A 15,327-nucleotide genomic window follows, 5' to 3' on the forward strand; every position below is an offset into this window, starting at 1 on the left:
GACGACCCCCGCTCTCCCCCCCGGCGGGGGTCGTCGCATGTCCGGATGCGTTTGGGCGGTCGACCCCGGGGCTGTGGCACCAGTCGGCATGTTCATGTTGCTCCCACTCCTTCGCGCATGTGTGCGTTTCTATGTGTACGACACGTGACGTTCGGTAATCGTTCGCAGATCTCGTGGAACTCACCCGTCCGGGTGGCGAAGATATCCACAATCGCCGAGTTATCCACAGATTCCGACCAAGATCATCTCAATTCCACTTCCTGTCCCAAGCTGATCGCGGGCGAAGCACACCGTGCTCGCACGACTAGCGACAGGGGACAGGGAAATGGCCCGGACCAACGCATCCGATCGACCGCGCAGCGCTACCGAAGCGGCCCGCGGACCGCTCATTGTGACCGAGGACGAAAGCCTCCTCGACGATCTGCTCAGACTGTGCGCCGCGGCCGGCACAGAACCGGAAGTCGTCTTCACCGCGCCCCCGCGCGCGGTGAGTTGGGACAACGCACCACTTGTCCTGGTCGGAGTGGAAGCATCCGGAAGGGCCCGCGGCTGCGGGCGGCGCAAGGGCGTTCTGCTGGTCGGACGCGGCGGCACCGACTCGGCCGACTCCGAAGCGTGGCGCCGGGCCGTCGCGGTCGGGGCCGACCATGTCCTGTTCCTGCCGGCCGCCGAGACATGGCTGGTGGACCGCCTCGCAGACGTCGCCGAGGGCAGCGGCGGTCCGGCCCTGACCATCGGCGTGGTCGGCGGGCGCGGCGGCGCCGGTGCCAGCACCCTGGCCTGCGGCCTCGCGGTCACCGCCGCCCGCACCGGCCTGCGCGCCATGCTCGTCGACGGAGACCCGCTCGGCGGCGGCCTGGACATCCTGCTCGGCGCGGAGCGCACGGGAGGGCTGCGCTGGCCCGACCTCGCCGACTCCCGCGGCCGGGTCAACAGCGGAGTGCTGGAGGAATCGCTGCCCCGGCTCGGCTCGCTCAGCGTGCTGAGCTGGGACCGCGGGCAGTCCGTGCTCATTCCGCCCCAGGCGATGCGGTCGGTGCTGGGCGCCGCCAGGCGGCGGGGCGGGGTGGTCGTCGTCGACCTGCCGCGCAAGGTGGATGACACCGTCGCCGAGACGCTCGGCCAAGTGGACGTGGGACTGCTGGTGGTGCCCGCCGAACTCCGCGCGGTGGCCGCGGGATGCAGGGTGGCCGCGGCCTTCGCCCAGGAAATCGACGACCTGCGGGTGGTCGCCCGCGGCCCGTTCGGTTCCGGCCTGGACGGCGCCGAGATCGCCCGGCTGGTCGGCCTGCCGCTCGCCGGGGAACTGGCGCCGGAACCCGCGCTGGCCGACCCGCTGTCCGGCGGCGCACCACCGGGTTCCGCCACCCGCGGTCCCCTCGCACGCTTCAGCGGCGCCTTCCTCGGGCAGGCGCTCGCGGCGACCGGGTGCGTGGCGGCATGAGCGCCGCACTGCTGGACGCGGTCCGGCTCCACCTCGCCGAACACGGCGGCGAACCCACCCCGGCCCGCGTCGCCGCCGCGCTGCGCGCCCAAGGACGCCTGATCGGGGACTCCGAAGTGCTCGACGTGGTCGCCGCGTTGCGTTCCGAACTGGTCGGCGCGGGCCCGCTGGAACCCCTGCTGGCAGACCCCGACGTCACCGACATCCTCGTCAACGCACCCGACCAGGTCTGGATCGACCGGGGCCGCGGTCTCGAACGCAGCCCGATCCGGTTCACCGACACAGCCGCGGTGCGCCGCCTCGCGCAGCGGCTGGCCACGACCGCCGGCCGCCGCCTCGATGACGCGCGGCCCTGGGTCGACGCCCGCCTGCCGGACGGCACAAGGCTGCACGCGGTGCTGCCGCCCGTCGTGGTCGGCTCGCCCTGCCTGTCCCTGCGTGTCGTGAGAGCCCGCGCCTTCACGCTCACCGAACTCGTCGCGGCCGGCACGCTCGACGAGGAGACCGCCGCGCTGCTGCGCGCGATGCTCGACGCGCGGCTGTCGTTCATGATCAGCGGCGGCACGGGCTCGGGGAAGACCACCCTGCTCAGCTGCCTGCTCGGCCTGGTCGACCCAGCGGCCCGGATCGTCCTCGCCGAGGACTCGGCCGAACTGCGCCCGGACCACCCGCACGTCGTCCGGTTGGAGACCCGGCCCGCCAACCAGGAGGGCGCCGGGCAGGTCACGCTGCGGGACCTGGTGCGGCAGGCGCTGAGGATGCGGCCCGACCGGCTCGTGGTCGGCGAGGTCCGCGGCGCCGAGGTGCTCGACCTCCTGGGTGCCCTCAACACCGGCCACGAGGGCGGGTGCGGCACCGTTCACGCGAACGCCGCGGCGGATGTGCCCGCACGTTTGGAGGCGCTCGGTTCGACCGCCGGCCTGGACCGGGCCGCGCTGCACAGCCAGTTGGCCGCCGCGCTGTCGGCCGTCGTCCACCTGGTGCGGGACGGTGAGGGCCGCCGCAGAGTGGCCGAGATCCATGTCTTGAGCCGACGCCCGGACGGGCTGGTCGGCACCGTTCCCGCGCTGGTCCGGCACACCGGGGGCGGTGCCGAACGCGGCCCGGGCTGGCGGCGCCTGACGGACCTGTGCTCGGCGGGTGCGTCATGAGCGCGGCGACCTCTGCGGCGGTGACTCCCGCCGTCGCGCTGTGGGCCGCGCTGCTGATGGCCTGTCTGCCCGCCTGGACGGCCCTGCAGCGACACGGACGCAAGCGCCGGGCGTGCGGCCTTCTGAAGGGCCCACAAGCCCGTCCTGCGCCCGCTCCAGACGGTGTTGGGCGAGGGCAGGCGTGGTGGAGTCGCGTGGTCGCCGGCAGCCGGGTGCGGATCGGCGGCCGAGGCCCGGGCAGGCGTCGGCGGCCGGGCCGAGTGCTCCTTGGTGGGTGGCGTGCCAGGCGTCCGGGCGGGCGTGGAGATCCAGGCAGCGATGTCGGGCGCCGAGCGCCGGGGACCATCGGAGCGCGGCAGAGCGGTGGCGGGCCCGAGTGGCTGTGCCTGCCCGCCGGCGCGGTGCTCGCGGCGATCACCTGGTCGGTGGTGCCGATGGTCGCGGGAATGGTCGCGATGCCGTTGGTGCGGGGCGCTTTGCGAGGCCGCGTCGAGCGGGCGGCGGCCGAACGGACCGCGGCCGCCGTGAGCGCGCTGTGCGGCACCCTGGCGGGTGATCTGCGGGCAGGACGGCCACCGCACGCCGCGCTCGCGGACGCGGTGCAGTCGGCTGGATGGCCCGGCTCGCCCGAACTGGGCCGGATCTCGGGCCTGCTGCTGTCCGCCGCCCGGTTCGGCGGGGACGTGCCACGAGCGCTGCGCACGGCGGCGCGCGTCGGGCCGGGCGCACAGGGGCTCGCCGCGGTGGCCGCGTGCTGGCAGGTCGCGGTGGACGGCGGTGCGGGGCTGGCCGCGGCGCTGGACCGGGTCGCCGCCGCGCTGCGCGCCGAGTCGGACCAACGCGATGACCTGCGTGCCCAGTTGGCGGGCCCGCGCTCCACGTCGGTGCTGTTGGCGCTGCTCCCCGTCTTCGGGCTGGTGCTGGGTACGGCGCTGGGCGCAGACCCGGCGGGGGTGCTGCTGCACACACCCGCCGGGCTGGCCTGCCTGGTCGCGGGCGCGTTCCTGGAGTGGGCCGGTCTGGCCTGGACGGCGCACATCATCCGGGCGGCCGAAGGCGGCCCGCCCCGTGGCGCGGAGAGCGATCCGCGCGGCCCTGAGCCGGGCGGGGCGGGAACGCGGTTCGCCCGGGCGGCGCGTGAGTCGGCTGCGGAAGGGGGCCGGCCATGAGCGGCGGGTCTGTCCACAGCCTGGGGACGGCGGCGGCCGTCGTGGCGGCAGTGTGTGCCGGGGCGGTGGGAGCGATGGCGACGAGGGAGCGGAGGCATGGCGGTGTGCGCAGGCTGCGCCGCGTGCTGCAGGGAGCGCGGCCGGCGAGGGCCCACCGGGCGTGGCGGGCAAGGGCGCGCCGTGCCGGGCGGACCTGGCTGCCGGTGGTCGCGCCGGCGCTGGGGGCGGTGGTGCTTGTGGGCGGCGTCGCGGGCGTTCTGGCCGGGATCGTGATCGGGGCCGGAACGAGGGTGGCGCTCGCCCGGCGTCGGCCTCCCGCCGTCGAGCGGGCGGCCGGCGCGGAACCTGATCCGGCCGAACTGCCGCTGTGCGCCGACCTGATGGCGGCCTGCCTGGCGGCGGGCGCCACGCCCGGGGAGGCGGCGGGGGCGGTGGGGCGGTGCCTGGACGGGCCGTTGGGGGCCGCGCTGCTGCGGGCGGAGGCGGAGTTGCGGCTCGGCGGGGAGCCGTCGGAGTGCTGGGGCAGGTTCGGGCGGTTGCCCGCGGCGAGGGCGATGGGCCGTTGCCTGGCGAGGGCGTCGACGACGGGCAGCGCACCGGTGGCCGAAATGGCGCGGCTGGCCGCGGACTACCGCGCCGAGCAGGGGCGTTCGGCGCTCGCCCGGGCCCGCAAGGCGGCGGTGCTGGCGACCGCGCCGCTGGGCGTGTGCTTCCTCCCGGCCTTCCTGCTGGTGGGTGTCGCCCCGGTGGTGATGGGGCTGGCCGGGGCGGTGCTGGGCGGCCCGATGAGCGGATGAGGAGGTGGCGATCGACGGCCTGCCGTGCCCCGCCCGGCCGGCCGCGCCGATGGGAACAGCAGGGAAACGCGGGAGCCCGGCACGGCCCGAGGCCGCGAGCCGCCGCACACGCGAGCACGTGACGCGGCCCGGGCCGGCGAGTCGATGGACGGCAGCGGCACCGGTGACGCGGGCAGTGGCATCGGATGCGGGGCCGGCAGAAAACACAGGAAACCAGGAGGAGAACGGAAATGGCGATGCGGAAGAAGACAGAGCGGGTGGCGTGCTGGTGGGCCGGACGGGTCCGGCGGTGCCGGGCCGCGGCCGACGCGGGGATGAGCACCGCGGAGTACGCGGTGGGCACGATCGCGGCCTGCGGGTTCGCGGCAGTGCTCTACAAGATCGTGACGAGCGGGCCGGTGCGGACGGCGATGACCTCGGTGATCGAGAAGGCACTCCATGCGCCGTTCTGAGCCGTTGAGGAGGGCCGTTCGGCCCGAGCGGGCCGGACCGGTGCGCCGCGGGGACCGGGGCTACGTCACGGCGGAGGCGGCCGTGGTGATCCCGACGCTGGTGGCGCTGGCGGGGCTGCTGGTGTGGGGGCTGATGGCGGCGGCCGCGCAGATCCGCTGCGTGGACGCCGCCAGGGCCGGGGCGCGCGCTGCTGCGCGGGGGGAAGGCGGGGGGGATGTGGTGCGGGTCAGCCGCGCGGCAGCGCCGGAGGGAGCGGAGGTGAGGGTGCGCCGGGGCGGGGGGTTGGTGAGGGTGCGGGTGACGGTGGGGCGGCCGCGGTTTCCGGTCACGTTGACGGCGGAGGCGGCCGCGTTGGACGAGGAGACGGTGGGGGGTGGTGGGCCGTGAGGCGGGACCGGGGGTCGGCAACGGTGTGGTCGCTGGGGCTGATGGCGGTCTTGATGGCGATCTTCGCGGGTGTGGCGCTGATGGGGCGGGCGGTGGTCGCCAGGCATCGGGCGGGCGGAGCCGCGGACCTGGCCGCTCTGGCCGCGGCGGACCATGCGCTCGACGGTGAGGCGGTGGCGTGCGGGCTGGCCGAGCGGGTGGCGGCCGCCCAGGGATCGGTGCTGCGCGGGTGTGCGGTGTCGGGGGAGGTGTCCGAGGTCGTCGCCGAGGTCGGGGGAGCGCGGGTGAGGTCGCGGGCGGGGCCGGCGTCGGGGTCGGTGCGGGTCCCCGAGGACGGCTCGGCTCGACCGGCGGGCCTGGGTGCGGGCTACGACTGCGGTCGCGGGGCCTGGCCGGAAGCGAGCAGGCAGTCCAGGAGACGGACGGCGGCGGCTTTGTCGAGCGGGTCGTTGCCGTTGCCGCACTTGGGCGACTGCACGCAGGAGGGGCAGCCGTGGTCGCACTCGCAGGAGGAGATGGCCTCGCGTGTGGCGGCGAGCCAGCTGCGGGCGGTGCGGAAGGCGCGCTCGGCGAAGCCCGCACCGCCCGGGTGGCCGTCGTAGACGAAGACGGTGGGCAGGCCCGTGTCGGCGTGCAGCGGTATGGACACGCCACCGATGTCCCAGCGGTCGCAGGTGGCGAAGAGCGGGAGGAGGCCGATGGAGGCGTGCTCGGCGGCGTGCAGGGCGCCGGGCAGTTCCTCGGGATGGATGCCGGCGGCGTCGAGTTGGGCGTCGGTGACGGTCCACCAGACCGCCCGGGTGCGCAGGGTACGAGGAGGGAGGTCGAGTTTGGACTCGCCGAGGATCTCGCCGGTCAGCAGCCGGCGGCGCAGGTAGGAGACCACCTGGTGGGTGACCTCGACGGAGCCGAAGTGGATGCGGGCATCGCCCCAGGGCTCCTCGACGTCGGTCGACAGCACGCGGACGTCGGTGGTGTCGCGGGCCATGGTGGAGAAGGGCGGGTCGGCGCGCTCGACCAGGGCGACGGAGTCGTCGAGGTCCAGGTGCCGCACGAGGTAGGTGCGGCCCTGGTGGAGGTGGACGGCGCCCTCGTGGACGGTGGTGTGGGCCGAGGACGCGTCCACGGTGCCCAGCAAGCGCCCGGTGCCCGCCTCGACGACCTGGATCGGGGCGCCGCCCTCCCCGCGGATGTCGGTGAGGTCCGCGGCCCGCTCCCGTCGGGTCCAGTACCAGCCGTTGGCCCGGCGGCGCAGCAGCCCGCGCTTCTCCAACTGCGGTACCAGGTCGGCGGCTTCGGGCCCGAACAGCGCCAGGTCGTCATCGGTCAGCGGCAGTTCGGCGGCGGCCGCACACAGGTGGGGCGCGAGGACGTACGGGTTGTCCGGGTCGAGGACGGTGGATTCGACGGGCCGTTCGAAGATCGCCTCGGGGTGGTGGACGAGATACGTGTCCAGCGGGTCGTCGCGGCCGACCATGACCGCGAGCGCGCCCTGGGCCGTGCGCCCGGCCCGCCCGGCCTGCTGCCACAGCGAGGCGCGGGTGCCCGGGTAGCCGGCCAGCAGGACGGCGTCGAGGCCGGAGACGTCCACGCCGAGTTCGAGGGCGGAGGTGGACGCCAGGCCGAGCAGCCGTCCGGAATGCAGGTCGCGCTCCAGGGCGCGGCGCTCCTCGGGCAGGTATCCGCCGCGGTAGGCGGCGACGCGCTGCGGGAGGGAGGCGTCGATCTCGGCGAGCCGCTCCTGGGCGATGAGGGCGACGAGTTCCGCGCTGCGCCGAGAGCGGACGAAGGCGACGGTTCGTACGCCTTGGAGGACGAGGTCGGTCAGGAGTTCGGCGCACTCCGCGGTGGCGGTGCGGCGGACCGGGGCGCCGTGCTCGCCCGACAGTTCGGTCAGCGGCGGCTCCCACAGCGCGAAGGCGAGTTCGCCGCGCGGCGAGGTGTCCTCGGTGACCTCGACGACGGGCACGCCGGTCAGGCGGGTGGCGGCCTGGGCCGGTTCGGCCGCGGTGGCGGAGGCGAGCAGGAAGACCGGCTCGGCGCCGTAGCGGGCGCAGATCCGCCGCAGGCGGCGCAGCACCTGGGCGACATGGGAGCCGAAGACGCCGCGGTAGGTGTGGCACTCGTCGATGACGACGTAGCGCAGACCGCGCAGGAAGGAGGACCAGCGGGCGTGCCCGGGCAGGATGCCGCGGTGCAGCATGTCGGGGTTGGTCAGCACGTAGGTGCCGTGCCGGCGGACCCATTCGCGTTCCTCGAACGGGGTGTCGCCGTCGTAGACGGCGGGGCGGACCGCGGTGCCGAGCGGGGCCGCGAGGGCACTGACCGCGCGGCGCTGGTCGGCGGCGAGCGCTTTGGTGGGCGCGAGGTAGAGCGCGGTGGGCCCGCGCGCCCCCGCCGCGCCCGCCCCGGCCCGTCGCGCTGCGACCGTACCGCCACGTACGGCCCTCACGGCCTGTCCGGGCCGTCCGCCGTCCGCCCCGGGCACCTGCGCGCCAGGGGCCCCCGCCGGCCCGTCCGGAGCCCCTGGCGCCCCAGCGTCGTCGGACCCCCGCTGCTCCGGCAGCAGCGCGCTGAGCACCGGCGCCAGATACGCCAGCGACTTGCCGGAGGCGGTGCCGGTCGCCACGACCACCGACTCGCCGCGCAGCGCGTGCCCGGCGGCGAGCGCCTGGTGCTCCCACGGACGGTCGATCCCGGCGGCGCGGATCGCGTCGACGACCTCCGGACGGATGCCCTCCGGCCAAGATGCATGACGGCCGACCCGCGGGGGCAGGTGCTCCGTATGGGTGATGCGTACGGCGCGGTCTGCCCCCGCGGAGAGCCGCTCCAAAGCGGTCCGTGGGGACGGGCGGCCGTGCGCCGACTGCGGAAGTTGATCCTGGGCCATCGGCACTCAGTGTGTCACCGGCATGACGGACAATCGCAGTAAGGCGTCGTGCGGGCCCACCGCGAAGTGATTGAATGCCATCGCGGCCCAACTCCTTCCCCCACCTGTCGGTGGAGGAGTCGCCACTACCGTTAACGTTTCGGTGGAGGCCCCAGGGGGGCGCCGCGTCGATGCAAGGTGCTGGAGGATCAGTGGACCTGTCCCTGTCGACCCGAACCGTCGGCGATCGCACGATCGTCGAGGTCGGCGGCGAGATTGATGTGTACACCGCGCCCAAGCTGCGTGAGCAGCTCGTGGAGCTCGTGAACGACGGGAGTTACCACCTCGTCGTGGACATGGAGGGAGTCGACTTCCTCGACTCGACCGGCCTGGGTGTGCTCGTCGGTGGGCTCAAGCGGGTACGTGCGCACGAAGGATCGTTGCGTCTGGTGTGCAACCAGGAGCGGATTCTGAAGATTTTCCGAATCACCGGTCTGACCAAGGTGTTCCCCATTCACACCTCGGTCGACGAGGCTGTCGCGGCGACCGACTGACGTTCGTCCGAGAGGGGCACCGGGCGGACCGCCGTCCGGGCCCCTGTGATGCCCAACCACAGGACCGGAGGGGGAGCCCCATGCCCACCGTAGAACTGCTCTTCAGCGCCCAGCCCGAGCATGTGCGCACCGCACGGCTCGTGGCTGCTCAGGTGGCGCGCCGAGCGGGGGTGGACGAGGCGTCCCTGGACGAGGTCCGGCTGGCGGTCGGCGAGGCGTGCAGCCGCGCCGTCGGCCTGCACCGCAACAACGGCGTCGAAGAGCCGGTGCGTGTGCTGCTCAACGAGGACGAGAAGAAGTTCTCCATCGAGGTCGTCGACGAGGTTCCCGGCAACGCGACCGGTGGCGGCCACACCGACGGCCCGCCCACCGACGACGCTGCCGAGGACGAGGGCGAGATGGGCCTGGCCGTCATCAGCGGCCTGGTCGACGACGTCGAGGTGATCGACGGCGAGCGCGGCGGAGTGATCCGGATGACCTGGCCGACGGTCTCCGTCTAGCCCTGTCCTCCATATGGATCAGTGGCCGCGCCCTGTCCCGTAGATCGAAAACGCGGCTCTCGTAGATCGAAGACGAGTCCGCGATCGGCCTTTTTCGCGCCGCGCGGAATGGTGCTGCCTCCTTTACCGTGGGAATTCCCTGCGAGCACCCTTTTTTGATCTTCTGCTGCTCCCTACAATCCGTCCATCTTGCTCAGCTCGCCTGAGCGTTGCGGCTTGATCAGCCGTAGGAGCCGCACGCCCATGCGCCAAACGTCAAGGAGGACGAATGGCGGGGCCACTCACCCCTTACCCGGGGTCGCTCAACTCTCCTCACGCGCTGGCCGCAGCTCCGGTGCTGACCAGCGGGAACCGTACCCTGGTCTGGATCATCGCGGTCGTCGCGCTCGCCGCCCTCGCGCTCGCCTGGGTGCTGGTGCGCCAAGTGCTCAGGTCGGACGAGGGGTCCGACGCCATGAAAAAGATCGCCGCTGCCGTGCAGGAAGGCGCAAACGCCTATCTCGCACGGCAGTTCCGCACGTTGGGGATCTTCGCCGTGGTGGCGTTCTTCCTGCTCATGCTGCTGCCCGCCGACAATTTGTCGCAGCGAATCGGCAGGTCGATCTTCTTCCTGGTCGGTGCGGTGTTCTCCGCGATCACCGGCTATATCGGAATGTGGCTCGCGGTCCGCAGCAACGTCCGGGTCGCCGCCGCGGCCAGGTCGGCGACCCCCGCGCCGGGTGAGCCGCCCGCGGACCTGACCTCCGTCTCGCACCGGGCGATGCGGATCGCGTTCAGGACCGGCGGCGTGGTCGGCATGTGCACCGTGGGCCTCGGCCTGCTCGGCGCGTGCGCGGTGGTGCTGATCTACAAGGCCGACGCGCCCAAGGTGCTGGAGGGCTTCGGCTTCGGCGCGGCGCTGCTGGCGATGTTCATGAGGGTCGGCGGCGGCATCTTCACCAAGGCCGCCGACGTCGGCGCGGACCTGGTCGGCAAGGTCGAGCAGGGCATCCCCGAGGACGACCCGCGCAACGCCGCCACCATCGCGGACAACGTGGGCGACAACGTCGGGGACTGCGCCGGCATGGCCGCGGACCTGTTCGAGTCCTACGCCGTCACCCTGGTAGCCGCCCTCATCCTCGGGAAGGTCGCCTTCGGCGACTCCGGGCTGGCGTTCCCGCTGCTCATACCGGCGATCGGCGTCCTCACCGCCATGGTCGGCATCTTCGCGGTCTCCCCGCGCCGCGGCGACCGCAGCGGCATGACCGCCATCACCCGCGGCTTCTTCGTCTCCGCGGTGATCTCGCTGGCCGGTGTGGCGATCGCCAGCTACGCCTACCTGCCCTCCTCCTACGCCGACCTCAAGGGAGTCGGCTCCGACATCACCGGCCACGGCGGCGACCCGCGGGTGCTCGCCCTGGTCGCGGTGGCCATCGGCATCGTGCTGGCCGCGCTGATCCAGCAGCTCACCGGGTACTTCACCGAGACCTCCCGGCGCCCGGTCAGCGATGTCGGCAAGACCTCGCTGACCGGCCCGGCCACGGTGATCCTCTCCGGCATCTCGCTCGGTCTGGAGTCCGCGGTGTACTCGGCGGTGCTGATCGCGCTCGCCGTCTACGGCGCGTTCCTGCTCGGCGGCACCTCGGTGTGGCTGGCGCTGTTCGCGGTGGCGCTGGCCGGCACCGGGCTGCTGACCACGGTCGGCGTGATCGTCGCCATGGACACCTTCGGTCCGGTCTCGGACAACGCGCAGGGCATCGCCGAGATGTCCGGCGACGTGCACGGCGAGGGCGCCCAGGTGCTCACCGACCTCGACGCGGTCGGCAACACCACCAAGGCGATCACCAAGGGCATCGCCATCGCCACCGCGGTGCTGGCCGCGACCGCGCTGTTCGGGTCGTTCAAGGAGGCGGTCGACACCGCCGTGGGCAAGGCGCACCCGCCCGTCTCCGACGGGCGCTGGCTGAGCCTGGACATCTCGCAGCCGAACAACCTGGTCGGGCTGCTGCTCGGCGCGGCCGTGGTGTTCCTCTTCTCCGGTCTGGCGATCAACGCGGTGTCCCGGTCGGCCGGTTCCGTGGTCTTCGAGGTGCGCCGGCAGTTCCGCGAGCACCCCGGGATCATGAGCGGCGACGAACTGCCCGAGTACGGCCGGGTGGTGGACATCTGCACCAAGGACGCGCTGCGCGAGCTGGCCACCCCGGGCCTGCTCGCTGTCCTCGCCCCGATCGCGGTCGGCTTCTCGCTCGGCATCGGCTCGCTCGCCTCCTACCTGGCGGGCGCGATCGGAGCGGGCACGTTGATGGCGGTCTTCCTCGCCAACTCCGGCGGCGCGTGGGACAACGCCAAGAAGCTGGTGGAGGACGGCCACCACGGCGGCAAGGGCAGCGCGGCCCACGCCGCCACGGTGATCGGCGACACCGTCGGCGACCCGTTCAAGGACACCGCGGGCCCGGCGATCAACCCGCTGCTGAAGGTGATGAACCTGGTGGCGCTGCTGATCGCGCCCGCCGTGGTGAAGTTCAGCTACGGCGTGGACGCCAACCTCGCGGTACGGGTGCCGGTCGCGATCGCGGCCGTCGCGGTCATCGTGATCGCGGTGTACGTGTCCAAGCGGCGCGGCATCGCGGTCGGCGACGACAGCGCGGACGGTGGCAGCGGCGGCGGAAGCGGAAGCGGTAGTGACGGTGGAAGCGGAACGGGAAGGGGAAGCGGCATCGGAAGCGACCGTGACAGCGGCAGCGACGACGGGACCGCCGCGGCGGCCTGACGCCGTGTGAATTGTCACACCGCCAGGTGGGCGGCGGAGGCGCGGGCAGAACCGTACGAGGCCCGCGCATCCGCCGCCCACCTGCGGTTCAGCACATGCGACGAATGGCTTGAATATCAGATAAAAGGGGTCAACGGAGGTCAGGTCTGCGGAAGCGGTACCGCTCGGCCGTGTATGTTCCGGGGCCGTAAGGCCACGGAAGGGATCACCCGGTGAAGGTGAAGAAGAAGTTCCTGGCCGCGCTGTCCGGCGGCGCGGCCGTACTGCTCGCGGTGTCCGCGTGCGGCGGGGACGACACCGGCAAGAAGCAGGACGACTGGGCGAAGGGCGTCTGTGACCAGGCCCAGGTCCAGCTCAACAAGATCAACACCGCGAACACGTCGTTCGGCAAGGTGGACAGCGGCGGCAAGCCGCAGGACGTGAAGAGCGCCGACTCCGCCGCCTTCCAGTCGATCTCCGACGCGTACAAGTCGCTGGCCGGAATCTTCGGCAAGGCGGGGGCCGCGCCGGGTGACGACGGCGCGAAGTTCCAGCAGAACGCGGTGAGCGTGTTCAACCAGCAGTCCGCGCAGTACGCCGCGCTGAAGAAGCAGGTCGACGGCCTGGACACCAGCGACCAGGCGAAGTTCGCGGCCGGCCTCGGCGACGTCTCCACCTCGCTCCAGCAGACCGCCGCCAACGGCCAGAAGTCGCTCGACACCCTCCGCCAGGGCGACATGGGCAAGGCCCTCGCCCAGCAGCCCGGCTGCCAGGGCGTCTCCGGCGGTTCGACGAGCGCGAGCCCGACGGCGTCGTAACCGAACGGCGCCGTCGTCACCGGACCGCGACATCGCCGGACGGTGTGGTCACCGGACGGCCCACCCGGACCGCACCGGACCGCGGTACGGCACCCCTCCCCGGATTCCGGGACAATGAGCGGCGTGAGCGATCCGAGCAAACCGACCCAGCCGACCGGCGGTCCGCACTCCCCGCACCACCCGGGCGGCTCCGGCCGACCACTGCCCGATCCCGGCGCCGCGCCCGCCCTCCGCGCCGACCTGCTCGCCGCCGACTTCACCGCCGACGGCTGCCTGGAGCTGCTCGGGGCCGTCGCGTACACGGCCTTGTCCCGCGCCGAGACCGTCCCCGCGCTGCGCGCCACCCGCGGCGGCAGCCCCCTGGAGACCCTGGTCCGGCTCTTCCTGCTCCAGCAGGCGGTCCCGCTCACCCGCGCCCGCGCAGCCCTGGGCGGCACCGACACGGGCACCGGCACCACGGGCCTGGACCGTTACGAGGCCACCGGCTGGCTGCTCCGCGACGGCGACGACATCCGCGCCACCGTCGACGTACGCCCCTACGCCGGGGACGCCGGCGCCGACTGGTGGATCGTCTCCGACCTCGGCTGCGCGGTCGGCGGCGCGGCCGGCGTCGGCAGCGCACCCGGCGTGGACCGGGCCGACCTGGTGCTGGGCGTCGGCGGCGCGTCCACCACGCTCGCCGGGCTGACGGTACGCGAGCCGGTCGGCAGCGCGCTCGACCTCGGTACGGGCTCGGGCGTGCAGGCGCTGCACGCGTCCCGGCACGCCACCCAGGTGACCGCCACCGACGTCAACCCGCGCGCCCTGCACTTCGCCCGGCTCACCCTCGCGCTGTCCGGCGTGCCGGAGCCGGAACTGCGGCAGGGCGGCCTCTTCGAGCCGGTCGGGGACGCGCGGTACGACCTGATCGTGTCGAACCCGCCGTTCGTGATCTCGCCGGCCGGGCGGTTCACCTACCGCGACGGCGGCATGGCGGGGGACGACCTGTGCCGCGAACTGGTCCAGCAGTCCGCCGACCACCTCACCGAGGGCGGCTACTGCCAGCTCCTCGCCAACTGGCAGCACACCGAGGGCCAGGACTGGCGCGAACGCGTCACGTCCTGGCTGCCCGCCGGATGCGACGCGTGGATCGTGCAGCGCGAGGTGCAGGACGTGGCGCAGTACGCCGAGTTGTGGCTGCGCGACGGCGGCGACCACCACGCCGACCCGACCGCGTACGCGCGGCGCTACGACGCCTGGCTGGACGACTTCGAGCGGCGCAAGGTCAACGGCGTCGGCTTCGGCTGGATCACGCTGCGCAGGTCAGGTGCCGAGCAGCCCTCGGTCACCGCGGAGGAGTGGCCGCATCCGGTGGAGCAGCCGCTCGGGCCGTACATCGCGGACTGGTTCGGCCGGCAGGACTTCCTGCGCGGGCACGACGACGCGGCGCTGCTCGCGGCCCGCTTCACCCTCGCGCCCGACGTGGTGCAGGAGCAGGTCGGGCTGCCCGGGGCGGAGGACCCCGAGCACGTGGTGCTGCGCTCCGCGCGGGGCATGCGGCGGGCCACGAAGGTCGACACCGTCGGAGCCGGGTTCGCCGGGGTCTGCGACGGCTCGCTGCCGGCCGGCCGCATCATCGACGCCATCGCCCAGCTCCTCAACGAGGACCCGGTGGTGCTGCGCGACCGCACCCCCGCGTCGATCCGCCTCCTGGTCGAGCAGGGCTTCCTCGCCCCGGTCCCGGAGTAGCCGGAACAGCTCAGTTCAGGTTGCGGAACAGCGTCCACACCACGGCCACGACCAGCAGGGCGTATTGGGACCGGGGGCGGAGGATCGGCTGCCAGCGCCGGCCGCGCAGGCCCTCGACCACCCAGCGGCCGAACATCCAGACCAGCGCGGGGGACAGCACCAGGACCAGGGCGTTGTCGTGGAAGGCCCGTACGGGGTCGCCGTGCAGGAGGTCGTACGCGAGGCGGGTGGTACCGCAGGCGGGACAGAGCAGTCCGGTGAGCCAGTTGAAGGGGCAGCGCGGCAGGAAGTGCCCGCTTTGGTGCGGGTCGGTGCGGTAGAGGTAGGCGGACGCGGCCACCCCCGCGGCGAGGGTGGCCAGCGGCACGACCGCCGGGTGCGGGCGCCGCGGCCCTGAGCGGGGCGGCTCGGAGCGGTGCGGTGCGGTGGTGGGGTAGCTCACGGGGACAGGTCCCCGCGTTCCGGCCGGCTCTCGTACGGGTTGTCCCCGTACGACTCGCCGGCGGACAGATTCCGGTCGGACATGACGCGTCCCCCTGCCCCTGCGTTCCCGCCGTCGTGCGGATCGGTCGTCGTGCGGATCGGTCGTCCGCCTGCCCGCGGTCATTTTTGCAGCACCCGGCGCGCCGCGTCCCGTACTGCCGTTGATACGAACATTGATGCGAACCGGCCCGTGAGCCAGCCCGTGAACCGGCTTGTGGACCGGCCGCGGACGAGCCGCGGACAAGC

At 73.4% G+C, this 15,327-nt stretch carries 13 protein-coding genes and 1 pseudogene; 12 read left to right on the forward strand and 2 right to left on the reverse strand.

The window, feature by feature from the left end; all coding sequences use genetic code 11:
- The first annotated feature begins 325 nt into the window (after positions 1–325).
- The 7 genes and pseudogenes from ssd to OG370_RS23455 all read left to right on the forward strand — a co-directional run.
- Entirely contained in the window at positions 326–1,444 is a 1,119-nt protein-coding gene (ssd, locus tag OG370_RS23425) for a septum site-determining protein Ssd (protein ID WP_328467384.1), read from the forward strand.
- Complete coding sequence (locus OG370_RS23430; protein WP_328467386.1) at positions 1,441–2,595, forward strand: TadA family conjugal transfer-associated ATPase; 1,155 nt, start codon at positions 1,441–1,443, stop codon at positions 2,593–2,595. The genes ssd and OG370_RS23430 overlap by 4 nt, the downstream gene beginning before the upstream one ends.
- A gap of 401 nt (positions 2,596–2,996) precedes the next feature.
- A complete protein-coding gene (locus tag OG370_RS23435) occupies positions 2,997–3,764 on the forward strand; it encodes a type II secretion system F family protein (protein ID WP_328467388.1) in 768 nt (255 codons plus the stop codon).
- Between the two features lie 122 nt (positions 3,765–3,886).
- On the forward strand, positions 3,887–4,561 hold the full coding sequence (locus OG370_RS23440) for a type II secretion system F family protein (protein WP_328467390.1): 675 nt from the start codon (positions 3,887–3,889) through the stop codon (positions 4,559–4,561).
- Positions 4,562–4,797: 236 nt separating this feature from the next.
- Positions 4,798–5,013 (forward strand): DUF4244 domain-containing protein, encoded by a 216-nt coding sequence (locus OG370_RS23445; RefSeq protein ID WP_328467392.1) that lies wholly within the window; start codon positions 4,798–4,800, stop codon positions 5,011–5,013.
- A complete protein-coding gene (locus OG370_RS23450) occupies positions 5,000–5,401 on the forward strand; it encodes a TadE family type IV pilus minor pilin (RefSeq protein ID WP_328467394.1) in 402 nt (133 codons plus the stop codon). The genes OG370_RS23445 and OG370_RS23450 overlap by 14 nt, the downstream gene beginning before the upstream one ends.
- A 53-nt stretch (positions 5,402–5,454) precedes the next feature.
- Positions 5,455–5,664, forward strand: a pseudogene (locus OG370_RS23455) (Rv3654c family TadE-like protein); the annotation flags it as partial.
- Between the two features lie 104 nt (positions 5,665–5,768).
- On the opposite strand, the gene OG370_RS23460 reads toward OG370_RS23455, so the two are convergent.
- The gene (locus tag OG370_RS23460) at positions 5,769–8,291 is read right to left on the reverse strand and encodes a DEAD/DEAH box helicase (protein ID WP_328467396.1); all 2,523 of its coding nucleotides are present in this window, start codon (positions 8,289–8,291) and stop codon (positions 5,769–5,771) included.
- A 191-nt stretch (positions 8,292–8,482) separates the two neighbouring features.
- On the opposite strand from OG370_RS23460, the gene bldG reads away from it, so the two are divergent.
- The 5 genes from bldG (at position 8,483) to OG370_RS23485 (ending at position 14,598) form a co-directional block, all read left to right on the forward strand.
- A complete protein-coding gene (gene bldG / locus OG370_RS23465; protein ID WP_031520166.1) occupies positions 8,483–8,824 on the forward strand; it encodes an anti-sigma factor antagonist BldG in 342 nt (113 codons plus the stop codon).
- 80 nt (positions 8,825–8,904) lie between these two features.
- Positions 8,905–9,324, forward strand: a complete 420-nt coding sequence (locus tag OG370_RS23470; protein ID WP_328467399.1) for an ATP-binding protein — start codon at positions 8,905–8,907, stop codon at positions 9,322–9,324.
- Positions 9,325–9,592: 268 nt separating this feature from the next.
- A complete protein-coding gene (locus OG370_RS23475; RefSeq protein WP_328467401.1) occupies positions 9,593–12,073 on the forward strand; it encodes a sodium-translocating pyrophosphatase in 2,481 nt (826 codons plus the stop codon).
- A gap of 212 nt (positions 12,074–12,285) precedes the next feature.
- Positions 12,286–12,870, forward strand: coding sequence for a small secreted protein (locus tag OG370_RS23480; protein WP_328467403.1), 585 nt, complete (start codon positions 12,286–12,288; stop codon positions 12,868–12,870).
- Positions 12,871–12,984: 114 nt separating this feature from the next.
- The gene (locus OG370_RS23485; RefSeq protein WP_328467405.1) at positions 12,985–14,598 is read left to right on the forward strand and encodes a DUF7059 domain-containing protein; all 1,614 of its coding nucleotides are present in this window, start codon (positions 12,985–12,987) and stop codon (positions 14,596–14,598) included.
- A gap of 10 nt (positions 14,599–14,608) precedes the next feature.
- On the opposite strand, the gene OG370_RS23490 is transcribed toward OG370_RS23485, so the two are convergent.
- Positions 14,609–15,040, reverse strand: a complete 432-nt coding sequence (locus OG370_RS23490) for a DUF2752 domain-containing protein (protein WP_328467407.1) — start codon at positions 15,038–15,040, stop codon at positions 14,609–14,611.
- Between the last annotated feature and the right edge of the window lie 287 nt (positions 15,041–15,327).

The organism is Streptomyces sp. NBC_00448 (genome assembly GCF_036014115.1).
Classification (GTDB): Bacteria; Actinomycetota; Actinomycetes; order Streptomycetales; family Streptomycetaceae; genus Actinacidiphila.